The following is a 22,855-nucleotide window of genomic DNA, read 5'->3' as shown; positions in this document are numbered from 1 at the left end:
ACTACATAATGAGTATTCAACTTAAGAGAGTAAGCGTATGACAGAAAAAGTTTGGGTTCTCGATGATGACAGCTCTATACGCTGGGTCGTAGAGCGCGCCTTAAAAGGGGCTAACATTAGCTGCGCTAGCTTTGCCGCTGCCGAATCACTCTGGCAAGCACTAGAGCAGACTCAACCCCAAGTGATCATTTCAGATATTAGAATGCCAGGCACCGACGGCCTGACACTGCTGGAGCGCTTACAGCTGCATTACCCGCATATTCCAGTGCTTATCATGACTGCCCACTCAGATCTCGACAGCGCCGTTAGCGCCTATCAAGCGGGCGCATTCGAATACCTGCCCAAACCTTTCGATATCGACGAGGTGATTGGTTTAGTCGAACGTGCACTCAATCATGCCAAGGAACAATCACCTAAAGTTAAAACTGTACCCGAGGTCAAGGCCCCAGAAATTATCGGCGAAGCCCCCGCCATGCAGGAGGTGTTTCGCGCCATAGGTCGACTATCACGCTCCTCGATCAGTGTACTAATCAATGGTCAATCGGGCACAGGTAAAGAACTGGTGGCGGGAGCACTGCACAAACACAGCCCTCGTAAAGACAAACCTTTTATTGCGCTCAATATGGCGGCCATTCCGAAAGAGTTGATTGAGTCTGAGCTGTTTGGGCATGAAAAAGGAGCCTTTACGGGCGCGGCAGGCGTGCGTCAAGGCCGCTTCGAACAAGCCGATGGCGGTACCTTATTTCTCGATGAAATTGGCGATATGCCACTGGATGTCCAGACACGACTGCTGCGGGTGTTGGCCGATGGTCAATTTTACCGTATTGGTGGCCACTCGCCAGTACAGGTTGATGTGCGCATCATCGCCGCGACCCACCAAAATTTGGAAGCACAAGTCAGTAAGGGGGAGTTTCGAGAAGATCTATTTCATCGCTTAAACGTTATCCGCGTGCATCTGCCACCGCTATCGCAACGCCGGCAAGATATTCCCCAGTTAGCGCGCCACTTTTTAGCCACTGCGGCCAAAGAGATCAGTGTAGAACCCAAAGTACTCACCAAAGCCACCGCAGAGTTGTTAGCTAGCCTACCTTGGCCTGGTAATGTGCGCCAATTAGAAAATACCTGTCGCTGGTTAATGGTGATGGCATCGGGACAGGAAATTTTACCTCAAGACTTACCACCAGAATTATTAACCCCAACCGCCAGTCACCCCGTTAAGGCTGAAGCGGCAGGCGGCTCATGGCAACAAGCCTTAACCCAGTGGATAGATAAACGATTAAGTGAAGGGGATAGCGACTTACTTACCGAAGTTCAACCCGCATTTGAGCGCATCTTACTCGAAACGGCACTTAAGCACACTAACGGCCATAAGCAGGAAGCGGCCAAGCGTTTAGGCTGGGGACGTAATACATTAACCCGTAAACTCAAAGAGTTAGAAATGGGCTAACCTAAGAATACCAAAGCTGACATAACAAAAAGCCCAGCTTAGGCTGGGCTATGTTGTAGCTCTTCAGAGGGAGCATTGTTTGCCATAGTTGCCGATGATTCTGTCACCTTGTCACTCTCGTTTGCATCGACAGGCATAGCAGCTTGCCACAAGGCACCGACCCATAAATTTTTACTGAATTTCATTGTGTTGCTCCATTTTTGCTGACCAGTTCAAAGTAATACTATGGCGTCTATTAGTAAAATGAATATATGCCATGCCATAAATGCCAATAAAGAATGAACATACCAATCAAGACGTTACAGTATTACCTAACCCTAGTGGAAAGCGCGAATTTTACCCGTGCCGCCGAAAAATGCTTTATCACCCAACCGACGCTCAGCAAAATTATCCAGCGCCTCGAAGAGAGCCTAGGCCAGCAATTACTGCATCGTAATAATCAAAAAGTTGAACTCACTCAGGCAGGCATATTGCTCGAACGTAGCGCACGAGAAATTCTCGGCCAATGGCACAGATTACAAGAAGATTTAACCAATTTAAGTGGCCTCAAATCGGGCCACTTACGGCTGGGTGTTTGCCCCATGATGAGTAGCCTGCTGATCGGCCTACTAACCAACTTTCGACAGCGCTATCCTGGCATCGAATTACAAATGTATGAATATGGTGGTTTTGGTTGTGAACAGGCCTTACTTAATAACAGCTTAGACATCGCCTTTACGGCGCTGCCCACCACACATGAAACCGAGCTAGCTCATCACCCCTTGACGCGCTACCCTCTGCTCGCCTGCTTACCCGAAGATCACCCACTGGCAGAAAAACAGGCGATCACTTGGCAAGACTTTGAACCCTACCCCTTTATTTTGTACAACGAAGACTTCTCACTGGCTAAGTTGATCCGACGACTTAGCGCCAAGGCGGGAGTGCAATTAAATATCGCTTTTCGCAGCGGCCAATGGGATTTTTTAGCCACTATGGTTGAAGCCCATATGGGGGTCGCTATTCTTCCCGAGCCCATCTGCGCTCGCCTCAGTACTAGCCGCTTAACGTTTAAACCCATAGTGCCAAATCTAACTTGGGACTTAGCCTTAATTTGGCGTAAAGATCTGCCTCTTACGCCCGCAGCTGCGGCATTGTTACACTTGAGCCAGCAAGCACAACTGGCGGCACCATCATCACCTTAGTTAAGTGATATCGACCTTTAAGGTAAATACCTTTTAACACTAAGCCGCCCGTTGGCGGCTTATTTCAGGTATATAAATCAAGCTTAAATGGGGTCTTGGTGGATCAACACTTCCACATGCTCGAACAACTTACGCACCCTCGCCTCTGCCGCATCAGCAATGGCATGAGCCTCGCGTAGCGTAAGCCGGCCATCGAGCTCTAAATGACACTGTACAAAGGTGGTCTTGCCCGACTCGCGAGTACGTAAGTCATGAAAACCGTTAATACGTGGGTCTTGCTCTAGGGCTTGCACAATAAGCAATTTCTTATCGGCATCAAGCTCTCTATCGAGCAGCGACTGCGCCGAACGATAGCCTAAGTCTAACGCCTGGTGACCAATAAATAGCGCAATGAACACGGCGAACAAACCATCGGCCCACCACCAACCAAATTGTGACAATATTAAGGCGAGTAAGACTGCCGAGTTGAGTAATAGATCCGACTTATAGTGCAGCGCATCGGCCTCCACGACCGTGCTCGATGTCGCCGCTACCGCCCGCTTTTGTAACATCACTAAGGCAAAGGTCAACACTATGGCGATAACCGAGACTATGATACCCATCATGGCATGATTGACTGGCGTGGGGTTAATGAGGCGATCGCCACCATGAAACAGCAATAAAAAAGCTGAGCCCATGATAAACGCCGACTGCGCCAGTGCCGCCAAAGGCTCCGCCTTACCATGGCCATAGCGATGATCTTTATCGGCAGGCACAATGGCATAACGTATCGCAATGAAGTTAACTATTGAGGCTAACGCATCGGCAAAGGAATCTGTGAGCGATGCAAGCATACTGGCAGACCCAGAATACATCCAGGCTGCAAGCTTGATAACAATAAGGGTGAACGCTGTCGCCACTGCTGCGCGGCTAGCCAGCTTCACCCAAAAATCGTATTGGGAAGTGTCTTTCATAAGGTCACATTACTACTGATTAAAGTAGGGGAAGAAACGTAACCCATTGTAACTTAGTTAACGCTTATCGGCGATCCCCTTTACGTCCGGTACCTTTGCCCAAGTTGGCTTTAAATTGCGCCTGCTGCTCGGGGGTGAGTAGTTGATAGATATCGTGTTGCACTTTGAGTCTAGCTATCGCCGCATTTTGACGTTGCTGCTGTTTAGCTTGCACTAACGCCAACGCATCGGCCTCATTAAAACTGTCTGCGCTGAGCACTGCCAACATTTGCGATTGATGAGCTTGGCGTACGTCATCGGTAGGGCGATTTTGTTTCATTGCATCTCGATGTTGCTGCATTATCTGCTTCATTTGGCCACGCTGCTCATCGGTTAAGTCTAAACCACGAAAGAGTTTATGCATGCCATCATGATGAGCCCTATGTTCGCCATGCATCTTATGATACGGCGCCGCATCACGATTAGGCGTTTCGGCAAACGCTGCTGACGACAATAAAGTTGCCGTGGTCATTAGTGCCAATAATCCAGATTTTAGGGTTAACTTGTTCATAGTCTGCCTCTTACACGCTATTGCGAGTGGGTAAATCAATTAAACTCACGTTGAGTTCCAACACAACTAGTGTACGCCCTGCAATGTAATGCTGCGCGATAGTGAGGTAAACCTCTGTAAAGTTATTACGCTGATACGCTAAAATAGCCAACAGTAAGGCTTTACGTAGGCTTACATTGGTAGACTGCAATTGACATCCAAACGGGTATACTCAGCCTGTTAAAGGTGTATCGATATTCACACAGAGATTAAGGCGCATATGAATCAAATATTGTTAATTGACGATGACTTAGGTCTAGCCGAACTGCTAGTGCAGTTTTTAGAACTAGAAGGATTCAGCTTAACCGTGGCCAACGATGGTCAGGCGGGGCTCAACCTTGCGCTGGAGCAAGAGTTTGACTTAATCCTATTAGATGTGATGTTACCTAAACTCAACGGTTTTGAGGTGCTTAAGGCCCTGCGAATCAAGAAGCACACTCCGGTGTTGATGCTCACCGCACGCGGTGACGAAATAGACCGAGTAGTAGGGCTAGAAATTGGGGCCGACGACTATCTACCTAAACCTTTTAATGATCGAGAATTGGTCGCGCGTATTAAGGCGATTATCCGCCGCACCAGCCAGCAAGCAGATGAACAGCAGCCGGGTATCATTGAATTTGCCGACATCAAACTCGACCCAAGTCGCCAAGAGGTGACGTGCCAAGATCAACTCTTAATCCTCACGGGAACCGAGTTTAGCCTACTGTATTATATGATCCAACATAACGGCGAAGTGTTAACCAAAGAGACGCTGAGCGAGCAGGTACTCGGCAAAAAATTGATGCCCTTCGATCGCAGCCTAGATATGCACTTATCTAATTTACGCAAAAAACTCCCCGAACGTGCCGACGGCCGCCCGCGAGTCAAAACGTTGCGTGGCAAAGGGTATATCTGGTTAACTTAAATGAAGCTCAGTAGCCTACCCAATCGCATTTTTATCAAACTGCTACTCAGCTTTTGGCTGTGTAGCAGTTTAATCATAGCCATTGTTGGTCTGCTGCCATTGTTGCAGCAAAATCACGATCAAACTCAAATGACACCGCGCCTTGAAGAACTGCTTGAGCGTGTGGCTATCCATATTCAAACTCACCCAGAAGTGCTCACCTCCGGGCGTGAACAGCGCTGGCATCGCATTAAAGAGATGGACCATAAACCGGTACGCTTCTATCTAGTCAATGAACAAGGCCAAGTGGTCAATACCGACCGAGTTTCTCGCGGTATGCGCCGCTTTATGTTGTTGGCAGAAGAAGCCGCACGCCCCATCAGCCACCAGTTTAAGAGTGAGATTTTTTTTGGCCCTCACGAGTTTAGTGTCAATGGCAGTAAATTTAGCCTCTATGGCAGAATGGCCGAAATGCACCCTCGGCCCTGGTTCTTTTTCTTCGCCGACAACATCATCTTCACCCTAGTGCTTGCCATTGTGTTGTCGGGCTTATTGTGCGGCCTACTGGCATGGCATTTAGGTAAACCACTACGCGCCTTAAAAGCGAGTGCAGAAGCGGTAGCCAGAGGCGAATTAAGTCATCGCGCCGATAACAGCACCACAGCACGCAAAGATGAAATAGGTCAACTCGCCGTTGCCTTTAATGCCATGGCGGGTTCAATCGAGTCTATGGTTAATAGCCAACAGCGGCTTATTAGTGATATTTCCCATGAACTGAGAACACCATTAACTCGGCTGCAGTTAGCCTTAGCTCTGGCGCGCAAAAAAGGCCAAGAATCAACGGAACTCGAGCGCATTGGCTATGAAGCACAATTGCTTGAGGCGATGATAGCCGAGCTATTGGAACTATCACGAGCCAAGCTCAATCTACACGAAAGCAAACATAACTTGTCACTCAGTGAAACCTTAGGTCAGGTATTGGATGATGCCGAATTTGAAGCCGAGCAGCAAAATAAACGGTTGCTCATCGACATTGATGAGCAGTTGATATTGCCGCTCACGCCGCGACCACTGTCAAGGGCAATAGAGAACTTACTCCGCAATGCGATTCATTATGCTAACCAGCAAATCTCCATCAAAGCGGTATCTTTTAACGATCATGTGCTTATTGAGATAATTGATGACGGACCCGGTATCGCACTGGACGCCGATCTTAAAGCCATATTTGATCCCTTCTATCGACCTCAATCTGCTAGGGAAAGAGAGTCTGGCGGTTGGGGGCTGGGATTGGCAATAGCGAAGGCGGCCGTCGATGCCCACAAGGGAGTGATCAGCGCATCCAATGTTACACCTCACGGTTTATTGGTCAGCATCAAGCTGCCGACATAGCAGCTTGCTCATGTAACTGCGACAACCAATCGGTAAATTTTTGTATGGTGGGGATGCGCTTATCCGAATGTCCCATTAACTGGCTCAATGCATAACTAAATTGATAATAGGTCTGTACATCGTCACATGCCTTGGCGCCATCATCACTGTTGATCATTGTGCCGCGAATATAATTTTTGAGTAATTCGCCACGATCAAACCCAGGCCGTTCACCAACAGCGAGTATCGTACTTTGATTCCAACGACAATATTGCTCAAGCAAATCATTAAATTTATCGCGGTAAACGTCTGAGGCTTGTAGCAATAACTCTTGATTAGGCATCATTCGCTCTATCACAAAGCGTTTTTGAGCTAACACATCATGTAGGCGCTGGCAGTGATGAAATAGATAGCATTCAAAGGGATCGGAATATTGCAGCTGATCGCGCTCAGCCGATGTCAACCAATCTTGGTATTGAGCACAAGCAACAGCGACGACTAAATCCGCCTCGGTGGTGAAATGGTTATAGATGGTTCCTTTAGAAATTTGACTCGCCGCAACCAGATGAGAACGGCACAGATCAAAACTCTGGTGCCCCCTAAGACATCGCTGTGCAACCTCAACAAGATAATCCGTTCTTTGTTCCCAGCTACTCATAGCGACCCCATCACATTTCGACAAACAAATACATTGCAACTTCACAATCAAACCATAACAGGGTTTGTGTCCAGCAGATATTGAGTAATACTGATACCACTATTAACAAACTCAATACCCCATGTTAAAAATCGAATTGCTTGAGAGTTTTATCGCGGTGGTGGAATGCGGCAACTTGTCTAAAGCCGCCGATAAGATCTGTCGTACCCAATCAACCTTAAGCCTGCAGATCAAAAAACTGGAGGAGAGTGTCGGACAATCCTTACTCCTGCGCGACAACAAAGGAGTCACCCTCACCGAGTCGGGCAATACTTTACTCAACTACGCTTACAAGATGATGCAGCTCAACTCTCAGGCGCTAGATGAGCTTAAAGAGTGCCAAAACCGTGAAATTATTCGCCTTGGGGTGCCCACAGATTATATTAAGCGCTACCTCAGTAGTTGTTTACTCGAGTTTATTCGCGAATTTACCTGCATAGAGCTGGTCATTGATACCGATGTTAGTGGCAATCTGTATAAGCGCCTGCAACAAGGAGAGTTTGACCTTATCGTTGCCACCCATTGGCAGCCACCAGCTCACGGTGAACTTCTGTTTGAACGTCGATTTCATTGGGTCGCAGCTAAAAATGGCAATGCCCATCAGCGTGCCACGATCCCTATGGCGCTATACCCCGAAAATTGCCCAATCCGAGCGCAGGTTTTTGCTAACCATCAGCTCACCATGCGGCCTATCAATGTATTGTTATCGACACCGTCGCCACAAGCCTTATGCATGGCGGTAGAGAACGATCTTACTATCGCGCCTATTGCCGAGTTTCGCATTAATGATAATATGCAGATATTAGATCCACTCGAACACGGCCTACCCGTGTTGCCAGTGTTTAACGAGGGTTTATACCTCAACCCTGACACCCAAACCGATGCCACCCAGCAATTGATCACGCTGATCAAAGCCAACGTCGAAATCTAGCAGAAGCCAATCACAACTGACCTCTTGCGCAAGATGCAGTGAAGTGCCGCTATAGGGCACTTCCGCTTACTTAAACTAGGCTGTATTTTCTAGATTAAGCAATCAGCAACAACGGCACAACATACAGGGCCTGTTGATCTTTGCTGGTTGAATTTTGTTCTAGACAAAAACGTTTTAATCGAGGCGAGTGGATTGCAGCCTAGTCATCTAAGCAAAATTCACTTAACAAAGAGTAAAACGTTTTTAGCCGAACCCTTCGGGCAGCGTTTGTTGGGTATTTTTACTGCGTTCTCAGCTTTTTATGTAGAATAACTACACTACAAAGCTTCTGCCTTGTATAAATACCCAGCAATTCGCTGCAAAAACAACCTTGAAAGATCAACAGGCCCTAGGGACTGTTTATCTTTATAGATTAACTTTACCGTAGTTTGTAGCCATTTTCTACAAGGCAGCACTTATGGCAGGTCATTATTTCTACATGTCACAAGCGCTAAGCTGGTAGAAAGCAGCGAAGGCTTCGGCTAAACCGCAGCCATTTCTATCATGGGGATTGATTTATCCAGCCCGCCTCCCAATCTTTCCAGACAGGGGTTAAACCTTGCGCTTTTAACGCATCAACCACCTGTTCGACACTGCGATTATCGGCAATTTCAAATTGGTCCAGCTGTGTTTGCGGATGAGCATATCCGCCAGGTTCAGTCGAACTGCCAGCACTAATATGGGTGATCCCTAAGCGATATAGATGATCTCGCAGCGCGGCAGGCTCTCGTGTCGACAGGCTTATCTCCAGTTGTGGATTAAAGAGCCTAAAAGCGCAAATAATCTGCACTAAGCCTTTATCACTGAGTGCCACTTTAGGCTGTACGCCCCCAGTACAAGGCCGCAACCTAGGCAGTGAAATGCTGTAACGACTGCGCCAATGCTGGTGCTCTAAATAATGCAGATGATGCCCCATTAACAGGGCATCAAAGCGCCAATCATCGAGTCCAAATAGCACTCCTAAACCTATTTTATCGACACCTGCGCGGGCGATACGCTCTGCAGAGGCTAAACGATAAGCAAAATCTTGTTTATTACCACGCGTATGATGCTGGCGATAAACTTGTGGGTTATAGGTTTCTTGATACAGCATTACCGCATCGAGACCATGGCTCACTAAACATCGATACCCATCTTCGCTCAGCGGCTGTACTTCCATTGCAACAAAGCTAAAATGCCGTTTTACCTCTGGCAACATGGAAACAAAATAATCGATGCCCACTTTAGTTTCATGCTCACCCGATACCAGTAGCAGCGAATCGAAACCTCGGCGTTTTATGATGGCTATCTCTTGGCGCAGTTCTTCATGGTTTAACCGTTTACGTTTAAGCTTATTACCCATGCTAAAACCACAATAATCACACTCATTGGCACACAAATTAGACAGGTATAAGGGTAAATACATACCGATAGTTGCGCCAAACCGCTGCCGGGTTAACTGCGCTGCACGCTGCGCCATCGACTCTAAATAAGGTTCGGCGGCGGGAGATAATAACGCCATCAAGCCAGACAAAGAGCCTTCGCAGCTCAATAAGGCCCGTTCCACATCTGCTGATCTGGCAGAATATTGCGCCAACTTTAACCGTTCTGTGGGTAGGGCCTGTAAATAATCGACAAAACTCATCGGCAATTACTCCAAGAATGCCGTCAACGGCGTTTGTGGACTGGTATGGCTTGCATGCTCCGACACACCCCCTAATCCGGCTTGGTAGGCGTCACGCCCAGCCTTAACGGCAATGGCGAAACTGCGCGCCATCATTACCGGATCGCGGCTACTGGCTATTGCAGTGTTAACCAATACGGCGTCGGCCCCCATCTCCATCGCCTGCATCGCCTGAGACGGCGCGCCGATCCCAGCATCGATAATTACAGGTACCTTAGCCTGCTCAATAATGATCTTTAAAAATGTTTGGGTAGCCAAGCCTTGATTAGAACCGATAGGGCTACCCAGTGGCATCACCGCCGCACAACCCACCTCCTCTAAACGACGGCACAATACGGGATCGGCATGTACATATGGCAATACCACAAAGCCTTTATCACACAGTTGTTGAGCAGCCTTTAGAGTTTCGATGGGATCGGGCAGTAAATATTTAGGATCTGGGTGGATCTCCAGTTTAATCCAGGAGGTGCCCAGCACATCTCTGGCTAATTGCGCCACCATGACCGCCTCATGCGCATTTCTCGCCCCAGCGGTGTTAGGTAATAGTTTGACCCCTGACGCTAATAATGGAGTCAAAATATCATCGCGTTTTGCGGTCAAATCCAAACGTTTCATCGCCAAGGTGACCAGTTGCGAACCACCCGCCTCAATGGCGGCCAGCATAATTTTTGATGAACAAAACTTACCCGTTCCACTAAATAGGCGAGATTCAAACTGTATATCGGCTATGGTTAACATATTATCCTCCTGCCACTACGCCAAAAATCTCAATCACATTCCCCTCTTCACACAAGGTGCTGCTCCACATCGATTTAGGCACAACATCTCCACCGCAAACAACGGCAACCCTGTCGAGCTGTATCTTCTGTGCAAGCAAGAGCTGCTGCACATTGGTTCTATTGGCGACAGTCACTGGCTCACCATTGAGCATCAGGTTGATCTCATCCATGTATCTTCTCCATAACATAAGGGGCGCACACGGCGCATTGCGGGTCGCGCTTACGCCGCGAACTGAGTTGATTTAGGCCAAGGCCATTAAAACGATATAAGGTGTCATACCGCCTTTGTTGCACATCGTCTAATTGCAGCAGGATCTGCATTGCCAGCAATGTCTGCATCGAAGCCATCACGCCCACCATAGGACCTAAAACACCTTGGGTGTCACAGCCTTGGCTCACCTTTAATGATTGTGGAAACAGGCAATGGTAACAGCCAGCTTGTGGCGCCTTTTGCAGGTCAATACACAACAACTGGCCACTAAAATGCGCCACCGACGCCACCACATTAGGACGCATTAACGCCACACAGGTTGCGTTAACTAACTGGCGAGTCATAAAATTATCGCTGCAATCGATTACGACATCGACCTGACTTAAATGGTTGACGGCATTGTCGTGACCAAGATAGTTGTCATCACTACGCACCTGACAGCTAGGGTTGCGATGTTGCAGTTTATGTTGACTCACTAAGGCTTTATTGTGACCAATATCCTTATCATCAAACAGCAGCTGACGCGGTAGATTACTGCTTTCGACCTTATCACCATCGATGAGCAGCAAAGAGCCAATACCAGCACCGGCAAGGTACTGAGCGCAAAGCATTCCCAGCCCCCCTAAGCCAATAATGGCCGCACTGGCACAACTGAGCCGTTGCTGTCCCTGCTCCCCCATCTCTGGCAGCATGATATGACGCGAGTAACGAACATAGTCTTTATCATCAAGCGCCATAACCTTCCTCCCACGCGGCATGCAGGGCATGATAAGCCGACTCGACACTGAGACCCTCTTTTAGCGCCCGCACTACGGCAATACCATCGACCCCTGTAACTTTAACTGACTGAAGTCGCGTGGCATCGATACCGCCGATGGCGACCGTAGGCAGATCTTCCGCTAATAGAGCAGCGTAACGCGTCAGGTTTACCAGCCCTTGAGGCAAAGACGGCATCTGTTTTGTCGTCGTTGCGAAGATATGCCCTAGGGCGACATATGATGGCTTAAACTGGGCGGCTAACTTAAGTTCAAAATAGCCATGACTCGATACTCCTAACGCCAAGCCGTGCGCGGCAATAAGCGCTAAGTCAGCATCATGCAGATCTTCTTGGCCAAGATGCACACCATAGGCGCCATGTTTGAGAGCGAGTTGCCAGTGATCGTTAATAAACACTTGGGCTTGATAGCGTCGACCAAGGGCGATCGCAGCGCAGATCTCAGTCTCAAGTCGTTGTGCATCTATGCCACTTTCTACTTTTAGCCGCAGCTGCACTGTCGTCGCACCACAATGAAGCAAACGCGCTAGCTGCGTAAGACAATCGACCACAGGATAGACCCCCAGCGGCAAGCGTAAACGGGGGAAGATGAACGGTGACACTTCAACTTTTGACAAGTCATCATCAGACTCGATGCGTTTAATCTCGGCAAAATATGCCATATCCTTAGGCCAACCTGTTCGAGCCAACGGCCCAGCCCCTTGACCTATTTGCTCTGCCTGTGCGATCCCTTGGCTCACATAGGCTTTTGCTAGCAAAATCGCATCATGCATCACAAATCCCTGCGCCAACATGGCGGCAATTGCGGTCGATAGCGTGCAACCACTGCCATGATGGTTGGGATTGGTACTACGCCGACTCGATAACATAAATGCTTGGCCTTGATGCAGGGGACAAACCCCAGCAGCCTGAAGACAAATGAACAAGTCTGTGGCGACATGAGGATGCCATAACAGCCCTTTATCACCGCCTTTAGCTAGCACATTGCAATCTAAATGCTTGGCTAAATCCGTTGTGGCCGCGACGATACCGGCACCATCGCGTGCTGCGTCACTATTCATAAAGGCAAGCTCATCGGCATTGGGGGTCAGCAAGGTGACTAATCCACTGAGCACCGAATAATCTAAATTCGACGCTAACGGCTCGCCGCAGCTTGCTACCATCACAGGATCGACAATTAAAGGAATGGGTTTTCCCTTGCGCAACTCGAGTTCGCTTAACGCTGTGGTTAACCACTTGGCGATAATCATAAGCTGCGCTTGATTTGCCACCATCCCCATTTTTATCGCATCTGGGGGTAAGTCACTCAACAGGGCATTAAGCTGAGCCAACAATGTGCTCTCATCGACCGGTGTCACCTTGTCAACTGCTACGGAGTTTTGCGCCGTAATGGCGGTGATAACTGTGCAGCCATGACACTGCAAGTCTTGGAGCGTGGCAAGGTCAGCTTGTATACCCGCACCGCCACCACTGTCGGAGCCTGCAATCGTCCACACTATGGCTGGAGTCGAGCTGGCAGCAAGGAGCGACTCATCTAAGTCATTGGGGGGAACATTTAAGCGGAGAGTCATTTGACGACCTCGTCAACCAATGAAGCATCGCGTAACGACACCTCGTTGAGTGCCGTTGACACTGAGAGATCTGCACTGTGATATAGCTCAGCGCCCTGACGCTTAAATTGTTCGGCCATCTGCCGCATTCCCTCCGATGGCGAAAACGCACCTGCATCTTGAACGCTAACGGCTTGCGCCGCCGCATATTGCCTGACCTCCTGAGTAATTTTCATCGAACAAAACTTTGGCCCACACATAGAGCAAAAGTGTGCCACTTTGGCTGACTCTTGCGGCAACGATTCGTCGTGATAGGCGCGTGCCGTATCGGGATCCAGCCCGAGGTTATATTGATCTTCCCAGCGAAACTCAAACCTAGCTTTAGATAGGGCGTTGTCACGCATCTGCGCACTTGGGTGCCCCTTAGCCACATCGGCTGCATGTGCCGCGATTTTATAGGCAATCAAGCCTTGTTTAACATCTTCTTTGTTGGGCAGACCTAGGTGCTCTTTGGGGGTGACATAACACAGCATGGCGCAACCATACCAAGCGATCATTGCCGCACCTATGCCAGAGGTAAAATGATCGTAACCCGGAGCAATATCAGTCGTTTGTGGCCCCAAGGTGTAGAAAGGCGCCTCATCGCACAAGCTTAATTGCTTGTCCATATTCTCTTTGATCAAATTCATCGGGATGTGCCCAGGTCCTTCGATGATCGTTTGTACATCGTATCGCCAAGCCACTTTAACTAATTCGCCAAGGGTCTCGAGTTCAGCAAATTGCGCCTCATCGTTCGCATCGACGATGGCACCAGGTCGCATGCCATCACCCAGTGATAGTGATACATCATAGGCAGCACAGAGTTGGCAAATATCCTCAAAATGCTCATAAAGAAAGTTTTCTTGATGATGAGAAAGGCACCATTTGGCCATGATAGACCCACCGCGAGAAACAATGCCAGTGACTCGCTTGGCCGTCATGGGGATATAACGCAATAACACTCCGGCATGGATAGTAAAATAATCGACCCCTTGCTCTGCCTGTTCGATGAGTGTATCTCTAAATACATCCCAAGTGAGATCTTCTGCGATGCCATTGACTTTCTCTAATGCCTGATAAATAGGCACTGTGCCAATAGGCACTGGTGAGTTACGAATGATCCACTCGCGGGTTTCATGAATATAGCGTCCAGTGGAGAGATCCATCACGGTATCGGCTCCCCATCTCGTGGCCCAAACCAATTTTTCCACCTCCTCCTCAATCGATGAGGTCACCGCCGAATTACCTATATTGGCATTCACCTTGACTAAAAAATTGCGCCCAATAATCATAGGCTCTGCTTCGGGGTGGTTAATGTTCAGCGGAATAATCGCCCTACCGCGAGCCACTTCTTGGCGCACAAATTCCGCGGTGATGGGCTCACCTATGGCCGCACCAAAACTTTCCCCCTTAGCTTTACGATTCAGCACATCATCTGCAATCTCGCTCCGCGCCATATTTTCGCGCAGGGCAACATATTCCATTTCAGGGGTAATAATGCCCTGTCGAGCATAATGTAATTGAGTAACACTGCGGCCAGAAATGGCCTTTCGAGGAATCAAGAGTGAGTCGAAACGCAGGTGATCTAAGCCATCGTCTTTAAGGCGTTGCTGGGTAAAACCTGAGCTCACCTGCTCAAGTTGCTCACTGTCGGCGCGCTCGCTTATCCAATGTTGACGTAATTTGGGTAAGCCGAGGCGAACATTAATTTCGGTCGCGAGATCTGAATAGGGTCCAGCACTGTCGTACACCTTAAGCGGTAAATTGGTTTCCACGATAGGCGTCTGCTCAGTGCCTGCGATCACTGTGTCACTTTGACGAATTTGACGCATCGCAACACGGATGTCTTGGCGACTCCCGGTAACATAAATTTTCTCTGAATTTGGATGTTGTAACGGTTTAAGAGTCTCGATAAAAGCCTGAGCTTGTTCTCGATTTTGACGACGATTTGACATAAGCAATCTCACTATTAAATGAATATGAAGTTGCTTGTCAGGAGAAATGAGAGTTGATGGCATTAAGCAGGTGCACGACCACTTGGTGGTCATTAACTCGCTCAAAATAATAACGCTGCCATGAAGTACAACTGATTAATAACAGAAAAATAATCTTAAACTGGCGTACTGAGCGAGTGTTTAAGCTCACAGTTGTACACTCGTTCAATGATGTTTAGCTGAGATTCGACTCATATTGTTGTCATCACACGGCGTTAATATCATGCTTGTTTCCTTCGCAGGGACTAACCTGATCAGGTTCAACGGATCCCGAATAAACGGTCTCAGCCTAATGGCACTCCGACAAGAGACGGTCAGTATAGACTCAAGCAAGATCAATAAACAAGCCCCTATCCCATAGTCCAAGATTTAATTAATTCAGCAATTTACCATTTTAATGACAATATAAATAAAGTAAAAAAACGCGAGTTAACCTAGCCACATCAACACTTACACCTTTATGAGCGTGACCTTTACGCTTTATTTAATGCGCTAGATTGACTGACAATCATCCACCTCTGGGGTAAAAATAATAATCGCTATCATTGACAAAAGGGCGACGCTCAATAAAAGGTTAACAGACAGGCTATTTGGTGCGCCCCCTGTAATTCTTGGCAACAACCTCCGCCACAGAGTGAGCTTAGCGCACACGCGTAAGCAGGATGTGGTGTTTATTGATATGAACTGTTAGACTGCGCTAGACGAGGTCTAACCAGATGACACTAAACCCCATGACAAGCCAAGAATTATCTATAACTACTGATAAATCATTACCTAAAGCGCCATACTCACCAAAAGAGGAACTGGCAAACGCCATTAGCCACGGCCTAGGCATTGTGGCTGGCATAGTGGCATTAATGGTGTCGCTCATTAAGGGATGGGATCACCTATCAGGAGTACAGCTTACAGGTGTTACCATCTACTGTGCGAGCATTATACTTTTGTTTCTCTGCTCGACTCTCTATCACAGTGTCAAGAACCCTCAACTTAAACATACACTAAAAATTGCCGATCATTGCGCGATTTACCTGCTGATTGCCGGAACATATACCCCGCTGTTGCTTATTGAACTGGGCGGTGACAAGGCGCTGTTTATGCTCATTGCTATCTGGGGAATAGCCTTAGGTGGAGTGCTATTTAAAACCATCTTCATTCATCGTTTTAAAATGTTCAGCGTATTGCTTTACTTAGCGATGGGCTGGTTATGTATGGTGGTGCTAGACGACCTGATTGCCGCCATGACGCCGCTTGGCTTTAGCTTATTGCTCGCGGGTGGCTTGTTTTACAGTGGTGGCGTGGTGTTTTACGTCGTTAAGCGCATTCCTTATAACCATGCTATCTGGCATTTATTTGTGTTGGCTGGCGCGGTCAGTCATTTTCTCTGTGTCTACCTCACCGTTATCTAACGTTAATCTATTGGGTTAATTGATTGCCCGCGACGATTAAACTCAGCAAATGCGTCGCCAAGCTGCGCTGCTTGAGCGAATAAACCCGCTTGGCTAAACAGCAGTTGCACACATTCGAGTGTACATAATCCACCCTGAACTTGGTTACGTCGTAACTGATATGTTGAATCTTGTGTCGCTTGTAATTCCAGTCTATTTGCCTGTTGTAAATAGGGGCTTTGACGCACCATTTTTCGTGCTTCTTGCCACGTAGCATCCAAAATAATGATCGACTTTTGTGTCCCTGTTTTAGCGTCACCCTGTGCGATGTCATCGGCGCTAATCAAGGCAAGATCTGAGTCAACATTTGAGGTAGCAGGAAACAATAGTAGGGCTTCGCCCGTTTGACAGGCTTGTTGCAACCCCTTATCAGGGTTGATGCGAGACCAAACAAGCTGCTTACAATACTGGGGAAAATGTGCTAATGCTAGTTGACCGGTATTGGTTGGGCGGGTCAGCTCTCGCTCATGGGTAAGTAACACTATGTTCATCTATTTATCTACGCTCGAATGATATAGCACATCGCCTATATGCATCTAGCCATCGCTGTTTCGCGAGCGCCGTCTCAACTTGATGACGCTGGTTAATCGGGGCGACTTGAATCACCCCAAGTAAAAACACCATGAAAGACTCTCGATTAGCGATATTTACTGGCTTTCTTTAAGGCGATTTTCTGTTTGAGTGTTGATAGGTGCTCAATGAAAACTTTGCCGTCGAGATGATCCATCTCATGCTGTAATACGATAGCCAGAAAGTCATCGGTTTCTATTTCAATGCGCTGGCCTTGACGGTCAAGCGCCTTGACCTTGACCTTTTCATAGCGGGTGACCTTAGCGCGGTAACCCGGTACCGATAAGCAACCCTCTTCGCCGATAAACTCACCATCTCGCTCAATAAATTCAGGGTTAATGAGTACTAATGGCTCATCTCTATTATCAGACAAATCGATAACAATGATGGCATGTAAGCTACCGACTTGAGTCGCTGCTAAGCCAATACCGTCGTCGGTGTGATACATAGTCTCGAGGAGATCATCGATAAAAGATTGCACCGCGGCGATATCTTCAACGGGCTGCGCCTTACGCTTTAAACGTTCATCAGGAATGGTCAGGATATCCAATACTGGCATAGTGTTAGTTTAGTCATGAAAATTTGGCGCCATTATGACCTAAATGACGCTAAAGGCAACGTTCGTAGCCGTTTATTTACTTAATGTGCTTGCGCCTTAAACGAAAACGCGATGGCGTCGATATTGAATTATTACGTGCTAAACACTAGGCTATACGTAGCTTGTAAACGGTATCAACTCATTGACGATATAGTGTCACCTTAATGAGGATTATCGAGCTCCAAACTATTAATCAGCTTATAGGAACTCAACTTGATCAGTGCATCCTTGTCACCCATGGCGCGCATTTGGCATATTGTCGGCTTAATTCCTGAAGGTAAGGTAAGTTCATATGGTAAAGTGGCTGACTTAGCCGGATTACCTGGCAGAGCTCGGTATGTCTCTCAAGCACTTAAATTAGCCCCTACTGAGCTTAATCTGCCTTGGCATAGAGTGATCAATAGCCAAGGAAAAATCGCGTTTGCTGAGCACACGCCTGCTTTTATAGAGCAGATGCAACGATTAAGAAGTGAACAGGTGATAGTGAACCGTGGCAAGGTTGCATTGTCAAATTATCAATGGCGGCCCGATCTTGCAACATTAGTGCTGGAATTACCATTTTAATCGCCGCCTTTATCCCGGAGAGACTCTTGTTGATCATGAAGCCTATTATTATATTCAGTTTGCTTGCCTTCAGTATGATTGCTTCAGCGGCACAACACCCGCTTACTCCGCACAGTGCCGAGTATCAGGTTAATTATGGCAGTATCGAGCTCGGGAAAGCCCGCTACCAACTGCCGCCGCCACACAATAACCTATATCAATACCGTTTCGACAGTGATGTCAGTCTGCTCATGTTGACTGATAAACGAGTAGTGCAAAGTACCTTTACCTTAGACGGTGAACGATTAGTCCCCATGCGCTATACCCATGAGCGCAGCGGCACCGGTCCGCATTATCAAGAGCAATCGGCTTATGCTACCGATCAGAACATCGTTCATAGCCGTTACAAAGAGGAGCGCACAAAATTTCCCTATAATGGCAATCTATTTGACCCGCTCATGGTGCAGTTACAATTTCGGCTCGACATGATGGCGGGATTAACCAATTTACATTACGCCATGCTCAAAAGCGGTGAAATTGATGAATATGATTTTAAGGTAATAGGCAAGGAGCGAATGCTCATCAAAAGTGGTCAGTATGATACGGTAAAAATTGAAGTGGTGAGAGACAATAGTAAACGCCAAACCTTTTTTTGGATGGCACCTGACTTAGGTTATTTACCGGTTCGACTGACCCACTTTGAAAAAGGCAGTAAGCAATTAGATATCACACTACTCAGCTATCAATTTTCTCACCAGCCTGCTGAGGTGATCAATCAACAGGCGGCTAATCCGTGATCCGTTCAGCTGTTAATGGCAAACCTTTAACAGCTGAAACTAAACAGAGTCTTAATGGCCTAGACTTTGCGATAATTTAATGCTCACATCTTGACGCTCCGATCCGCTCCGATCTTAGTGTTTAAATCTTAGTTATCAATATCACTTCCAAGAACGATTTCACCACGGCAAAATACTTGCCAATCACCCGGTTGCAAAATCTGCCAACGTTCATTATCAGTTAATGGCCGCGTTGCTATCACGGTGACGATATCATTGGCTGTGGTTTCCTGATTGAAATCAATTACCACATCGGTATCAATTAACTTAGCCTTGCCAAATGGTGCACGGCGGGTGATATGACATAAGTTATTGGTACAATAAATCATCAAGTATTCACCATCACTAAGGAGCATATTAAACACCCCAAGCTGGCGAATTTCATCGGCTAACGTCGCGACATAACGATATACATCGAGTCGATTCTTTGGTGGTGTATCACCAAAACGTTCGACGATTTTTTCTAAGATCCAGCAAAAAGCCAACTCACTGTCGGTGTCTCCCACCGGCTGATGCCGGGCTACGTTGAACTTAGCGTGATAATCACTTAACTGACCGTTATGGGCATATGTCCAGTATCGTCCCCAAAGCTCACGCGTAAATGGATGAGTATTTTCTAACGCTACACAACCACGATTGGCTTGTCTTATATGGCTTATTACCACTTCACTCTTAATCGGGTAAGACTTGATTAATTTAGCCACGAGAGACTGGCTGCTAGGTTGAGCATCTTTAAAAGTGCGACTGCCTTTGCCCTCATAAAAGGTTATTCCCCAACCATCAACATGCGGGCCGGTTACCCCACCACGTTCGGCTAAGCCAGTAAAACTAAAAACAATATCGGTTGGCACGTTAGCACTCATGGCCAGTAGCTCACACATAAAAAAGCACCTTCACTCTCAAATCGGTCATTAAAATCATTCTAACTAGTTGACCCAGTTTGTGGAATCCTAGTGTCAATAAAAAAATTTAAACAATTGTTTGAAAATTGCTTGTATAAATGTCACGAGAGGGTTAGATTTTATGCGACACAGGTCTGACCACAATCTATAATTGTGATAACCGTCATATAAAAAGAGCTGACATTAGTGCAGTTAACAGTCGCAATTGAAGGAGAATAACAGTGACAACCTTACTTTGGATTTTAGTGATGCTCTTTACGTTAGGCGCATTAGCCTACCTAAGAGTTTCTCTGCTCACCTCAAGCATCATTGCCGCCATTGTCATGGCAGTCGGTACCGCTACAGATGCCATCGCCATGCTGTCTTGGCTCGTCTTCTTTGCGATTGTGCTTCCGCTTAATATCGCTGCTTTTAGAAAAAGCGTTATCACTCGCCCCCTGCTTAAGATGTACAAAGGCATCATGCCTGAAATGTCTTCAACAGAAAAAGAAGCCATCGAAGCAGGTACAACTTGGTGGGAAGCGGATCTTTTTGCCGGTAAACCCAACTGGAAAAAATTACACAACTACCCGGTTGCTCGCCTAACCGCTGAAGAACAAGCCTTTCTTGATGGCCCAGTTGAAGAAGTCTGTAAGATGCTCAACCAACATCAAGTGTCTCATCAACTCGCAGACCTTCCCCCTGAGATCTGGCAATACTTAAAAGATCACGGTTTTTTTGCCATGATCATCAAGAAAAAGTACGGTGGACTCGAATATTCAGCCTATGCGCAATCACGCGTATTACAAAAGCTGGCTGGCGTATCCAGCGAACTGGCTTCCACTGTTGGTGTGCCTAACTCATTAGGCCCTGGTGAATTATTACAACACTATGGTACTGCCGAGCAGCAAAACCACTATTTGCCTCGTCTGGCAAAGGGATTAGAAGTCCCCTGTTTTGCATTAACCAGCCCTGAAGCTGGCAGTGATGCTGGTGCAATTCCTGACTTTGGTGTGGTCTGTAAAGGGCAATGGCAAGGTGAAGAAGTGCTAGGTATGAAACTGACCTGGAACAAGCGTTATATTACCCTAGCTCCAGTTGCGACCGTTTTAGGCCTTGCCTTTAAGCTGCAAGATCCCGATAAATTACTCGGCGATAAAGAACATTTAGGTATCACCTGCGCCCTTATCCCTACAGATGTGCCTGGAGTTGAAACGGGTCGTCGCCATTTCCCACTTAACTGTATGTTCCAAAATGGTCCAACCCGAGGCAACGAAGTGTTCGTTCCCTTAAGCTTTATTATCGGCGGGCCAGAAATGGCAGGTCAAGGCTGGCGCATGCTGGTTGAATGTTTGTCTGTAGGCCGTGGCATTACCTTGCCGTCAAACTCTGCCGGTGGCGTAAAAACCGCCGCTGTGGCGACAGGAGCTTATGCGCGTATTCGTCGTCAATTTAAGTTACCGATTGGTAAGCTTGAAGGGATTGAAGAGCCAATGGCACGCATCGGCGGCAATGCCTATTTAATGGATGCGGTAACAACCTTAACTACAACCGCTATTGATTTAGGCGAAAAACCTTCGGTAATTTCTGCCATCGTTAAGTACCACTTGACTGACAGAATGCAAAAATGCGTTATCGATGCCATGGACATCCACGGCGGTAAAGGCGTGTGTTTAGGTGAAGGTAACTACCTAGGTCGTGGCTATCAAGCGGCACCTATCGCCATTACGGTTGAAGGGGCAAATATCTTAACCCGCTCGATGATCATCTACGGTCAAGGAGCTATTCGTTGCCATCCTTATGTATTAGCTGAAATGGAATCAGCATTTGATCCTGATGCAAACAAAGCACTAAACGATTTTGATTCGGCGCTATTTGGCCATATCGGCTTTACGATTAGTAACTTGGTTCGCAGCTTCTGGTTAGGCTTAACCTCAAGCCGATTCTCAAATAGTCCCTATAACGATAAAACCAAGCGTTACTACCAACAGATGAACCGCTTTAGCGCTAACTTGGCTTTATTGTCTGACTTAGCGATGGCGACATTGGGTGGGGGGCTTAAGCGTAAAGAGCGTATCTCTGCTCGCCTAGGGGATTTGTTGAGCCAGCTTTATTTAGCGTCAGCAACACTGAAACGCTATCAAGATGAAGGCCGCCAGAGCGAAGATCTAGTCTTAGTGCAATGGGCCGTTGAAGATTCATTGTACAAACTACAAGACTCGCTTGACGATCTATTAGACAACTTCCCTATGGGATTAGGACGCTTATTACGGGTCATTATCTTCCCATTTGGCCGTCCACTTAAGCGTCCAAGTGATGTACTGGATCATAAAGTGGCTAAGATCATGCAAACGCCCTGCGCCAGTCGTGACCGTTTAGGTAAAGGTCAATTTTGGACACCATCTGAGTTCAATGCTGTAGGCATTCAAGAGCAGACCTTTAAAGATATTCTAGCTTGTGAGCCGCTACACGATAAAATTTGTAAGGCATCGGGTAAGCGTCATCCTTTCATGTGGTTAGATAAGCTAGCCGCCGAAGGAAAAGCCTTAGGTATTCTCAGTGACGATGAGGTTGCTTTACTTGAACGCGCTGAAATTGGCCGGATGAAATCAATCAATGTCGATGATTTTGATCCTGCCGAGTTAAAAGCCCAGGTCGTCGCGTCAGCAGCCCAACATCAAGCCGCATAAATCGCTCTAGAAACGATTAACAGCAAAAAGCCCAAACGTGAGTTTGGGCTTTTTTGTTATTTATGTTTCACCCTAATTAAGTTGTTTGTTTGGCAACTTAATTTATGCTAGTGCGACAAAGAAATCACATTGTAGGCATCTTAAGCATTTGAGTTATAAAAGATTGATTATTTGATGGCTAAGCGCCCAAATG

At 47.2% G+C, this 22,855-nt stretch carries 23 protein-coding genes and 1 riboswitch; of the genes, 9 read left to right on the top strand and 14 right to left on the bottom strand.

The window, feature by feature from the left end; genetic code table 11:
- Positions 1 to 37: 37 nt before the first annotated feature.
- Positions 38 to 1,447 carry a nitrogen regulation protein NR(I) gene (gene glnG, locus DN599_RS17980; protein ID WP_110458966.1) on the top strand — a complete coding sequence of 470 codons (1,410 nt, stop codon included), beginning with the start codon at positions 38 to 40 and terminating at the stop codon, positions 1,445 to 1,447.
- 38 nt (positions 1,448 to 1,485) lie between these two features.
- Here glnG and DN599_RS18765 read toward each other — a convergent pair whose 3' ends face one another.
- Positions 1,486 to 1,632 carry a hypothetical protein gene (locus DN599_RS18765; protein ID WP_204165150.1) on the bottom strand — a complete coding sequence of 49 codons (147 nt, stop codon included), beginning with the start codon at positions 1,630 to 1,632 and terminating at the stop codon, positions 1,486 to 1,488.
- A 93-nt stretch (positions 1,633 to 1,725) separates the two neighbouring features.
- On the opposite strand from DN599_RS18765, the gene DN599_RS17975 reads away from it, so the two are divergent.
- The gene (locus DN599_RS17975) at positions 1,726 to 2,628 is read left to right on the top strand and encodes a LysR family transcriptional regulator (protein ID WP_110458965.1); all 903 of its coding nucleotides are present in this window, start codon (positions 1,726 to 1,728) and stop codon (positions 2,626 to 2,628) included.
- A gap of 83 nt (positions 2,629 to 2,711) precedes the next feature.
- Here the strand turns inward: DN599_RS17975 and fieF are convergent, their stop codons facing one another.
- From fieF to DN599_RS17960, 3 genes are all read right to left on the bottom strand, one after another.
- The gene (gene fieF / locus DN599_RS17970) at positions 2,712 to 3,581 is read right to left on the bottom strand and encodes a cation efflux pump FieF (RefSeq protein ID WP_110458964.1); all 870 of its coding nucleotides are present in this window, start codon (positions 3,579 to 3,581) and stop codon (positions 2,712 to 2,714) included.
- 64 nt (positions 3,582 to 3,645) lie between these two features.
- The gene (locus DN599_RS17965; RefSeq protein WP_110458963.1) at positions 3,646 to 4,131 is read right to left on the bottom strand and encodes a Spy/CpxP family protein refolding chaperone; all 486 of its coding nucleotides are present in this window, start codon (positions 4,129 to 4,131) and stop codon (positions 3,646 to 3,648) included.
- Positions 4,132 to 4,141: 10 nt separating this feature from the next.
- Positions 4,142 to 4,321: a hypothetical protein gene (locus tag DN599_RS17960; RefSeq protein ID WP_110458962.1), complete on the bottom strand. Its 180-nt coding sequence runs from the start codon at positions 4,319 to 4,321 to the stop codon at positions 4,142 to 4,144.
- A 69-nt stretch (positions 4,322 to 4,390) separates the two neighbouring features.
- On the opposite strand from DN599_RS17960, the gene DN599_RS17955 reads away from it, so the two are divergent.
- Both DN599_RS17955 and DN599_RS17950 read left to right on the top strand, forming a co-directional pair.
- The gene (locus DN599_RS17955; RefSeq protein WP_110458961.1) at positions 4,391 to 5,074 is read left to right on the top strand and encodes a response regulator; all 684 of its coding nucleotides are present in this window, start codon (positions 4,391 to 4,393) and stop codon (positions 5,072 to 5,074) included.
- Positions 5,075 to 6,442 (top strand): ATP-binding protein, encoded by a 1,368-nt coding sequence (locus DN599_RS17950; RefSeq protein WP_110458960.1) that lies wholly within the window; start codon positions 5,075 to 5,077, stop codon positions 6,440 to 6,442.
- Here the strand turns inward: DN599_RS17950 and DN599_RS17945 are convergent.
- Entirely contained in the window at positions 6,426 to 7,079 is a 654-nt protein-coding gene (locus DN599_RS17945) for a TetR/AcrR family transcriptional regulator (RefSeq protein WP_110458959.1), read from the bottom strand. The genes DN599_RS17950 and DN599_RS17945 overlap by 17 nt on opposite strands.
- Positions 7,080 to 7,200: 121 nt before the next feature.
- Between DN599_RS17945 and DN599_RS17940 the strand changes: the two genes are divergently transcribed.
- Complete coding sequence (locus DN599_RS17940) at positions 7,201 to 8,049, top strand: LysR family transcriptional regulator (protein ID WP_110458958.1); 849 nt, start codon at positions 7,201 to 7,203, stop codon at positions 8,047 to 8,049.
- 541 nt (positions 8,050 to 8,590) lie between these two features.
- Here DN599_RS17940 and thiH read toward each other — a convergent pair.
- Genes thiH through thiC form a run of 6 tightly spaced genes read right to left on the bottom strand, consistent with a single transcriptional unit; the run spans position 8,591 to position 15,060 of the window.
- On the bottom strand, positions 8,591 to 9,712 hold the full coding sequence (gene thiH, locus DN599_RS17930; RefSeq protein WP_110458957.1) for a 2-iminoacetate synthase ThiH: 1,122 nt from the start codon (positions 9,710 to 9,712) through the stop codon (positions 8,591 to 8,593).
- Between the two features lie 6 nt (positions 9,713 to 9,718).
- Positions 9,719 to 10,489 (bottom strand): thiazole synthase, encoded by a 771-nt coding sequence (locus tag DN599_RS17925; RefSeq protein ID WP_110458956.1) that lies wholly within the window; start codon positions 10,487 to 10,489, stop codon positions 9,719 to 9,721.
- A gap of 1 nt (position 10,490) precedes the next feature.
- Positions 10,491 to 10,700, bottom strand: coding sequence for a sulfur carrier protein ThiS (thiS, locus tag DN599_RS17920; protein ID WP_110458955.1), 210 nt, complete (start codon positions 10,698 to 10,700; stop codon positions 10,491 to 10,493).
- Entirely contained in the window at positions 10,693 to 11,478 is a 786-nt protein-coding gene (locus DN599_RS17915) for a HesA/MoeB/ThiF family protein (protein ID WP_110458954.1), read from the bottom strand. Before DN599_RS17915 ends, thiS begins: the two co-directional genes overlap by 8 nt.
- Positions 11,468 to 13,087, bottom strand: coding sequence for a thiamine phosphate synthase (thiE, locus tag DN599_RS17910; RefSeq protein WP_110458953.1), 1,620 nt, complete (start codon positions 13,085 to 13,087; stop codon positions 11,468 to 11,470). The genes DN599_RS17915 and thiE overlap by 11 nt, the downstream gene beginning before the upstream one ends.
- A complete protein-coding gene (gene thiC, locus DN599_RS17905; protein ID WP_162599244.1) occupies positions 13,084 to 15,060 on the bottom strand; it encodes a phosphomethylpyrimidine synthase ThiC in 1,977 nt (658 codons plus the stop codon). The genes thiE and thiC overlap by 4 nt, the downstream gene beginning before the upstream one ends.
- A gap of 253 nt (positions 15,061 to 15,313) precedes the next feature.
- Positions 15,314 to 15,412: riboswitch (TPP riboswitch) on the bottom strand.
- Between the two features lie 418 nt (positions 15,413 to 15,830).
- Here thiC and trhA point away from each other — a divergent pair.
- On the top strand, positions 15,831 to 16,505 hold the full coding sequence (gene trhA, locus DN599_RS17900) for a PAQR family membrane homeostasis protein TrhA (RefSeq protein WP_110458990.1): 675 nt from the start codon (positions 15,831 to 15,833) through the stop codon (positions 16,503 to 16,505).
- Between the two features lie 2 nt (positions 16,506 to 16,507).
- On the opposite strand, the gene DN599_RS17895 is transcribed toward trhA, so the two are convergent.
- Positions 16,508 to 17,035, bottom strand: a complete 528-nt coding sequence (locus tag DN599_RS17895; RefSeq protein WP_110458952.1) for a tRNA-uridine aminocarboxypropyltransferase — start codon at positions 17,033 to 17,035, stop codon at positions 16,508 to 16,510.
- 146 nt (positions 17,036 to 17,181) lie between these two features.
- Entirely contained in the window at positions 17,182 to 17,673 is a 492-nt protein-coding gene (gene def, locus DN599_RS17890) for a peptide deformylase (RefSeq protein ID WP_110458951.1), read from the bottom strand.
- A 276-nt stretch (positions 17,674 to 17,949) separates the two neighbouring features.
- Here def and DN599_RS17885 point away from each other — a divergent pair, with 276 nt between their 5' ends.
- Positions 17,950 to 18,276, top strand: coding sequence for an MGMT family protein (locus DN599_RS17885; RefSeq protein ID WP_110458950.1), 327 nt, complete (start codon positions 17,950 to 17,952; stop codon positions 18,274 to 18,276).
- 35 nt (positions 18,277 to 18,311) lie between these two features.
- On the top strand, positions 18,312 to 19,052 hold the full coding sequence (locus tag DN599_RS17880; protein WP_110458949.1) for a DUF3108 domain-containing protein: 741 nt from the start codon (positions 18,312 to 18,314) through the stop codon (positions 19,050 to 19,052).
- 128 nt (positions 19,053 to 19,180) lie between these two features.
- On the opposite strand, the gene DN599_RS17875 is transcribed toward DN599_RS17880, so the two are convergent.
- A complete protein-coding gene (locus DN599_RS17875; RefSeq protein ID WP_110458948.1) occupies positions 19,181 to 19,972 on the bottom strand; it encodes a class II glutamine amidotransferase in 792 nt (263 codons plus the stop codon).
- A gap of 242 nt (positions 19,973 to 20,214) precedes the next feature.
- On the opposite strand from DN599_RS17875, the gene fadE reads away from it, so the two are divergent.
- Positions 20,215 to 22,662 (top strand): acyl-CoA dehydrogenase FadE, encoded by a 2,448-nt coding sequence (gene fadE, locus DN599_RS17870; RefSeq protein WP_110458947.1) that lies wholly within the window; start codon positions 20,215 to 20,217, stop codon positions 22,660 to 22,662.
- Positions 22,663 to 22,855 lie beyond the last annotated feature (193 nt).

The sequence above is a fragment of the Shewanella algidipiscicola genome (assembly GCF_900380485.1).
Taxonomy (GTDB): domain Bacteria; phylum Pseudomonadota; class Gammaproteobacteria; order Enterobacterales; family Shewanellaceae; genus Shewanella; species Shewanella algidipiscicola.
Note: the sequence above shows the minus strand (reverse complement) of the source record. Positions and strands in the feature narration are given on the sequence as shown.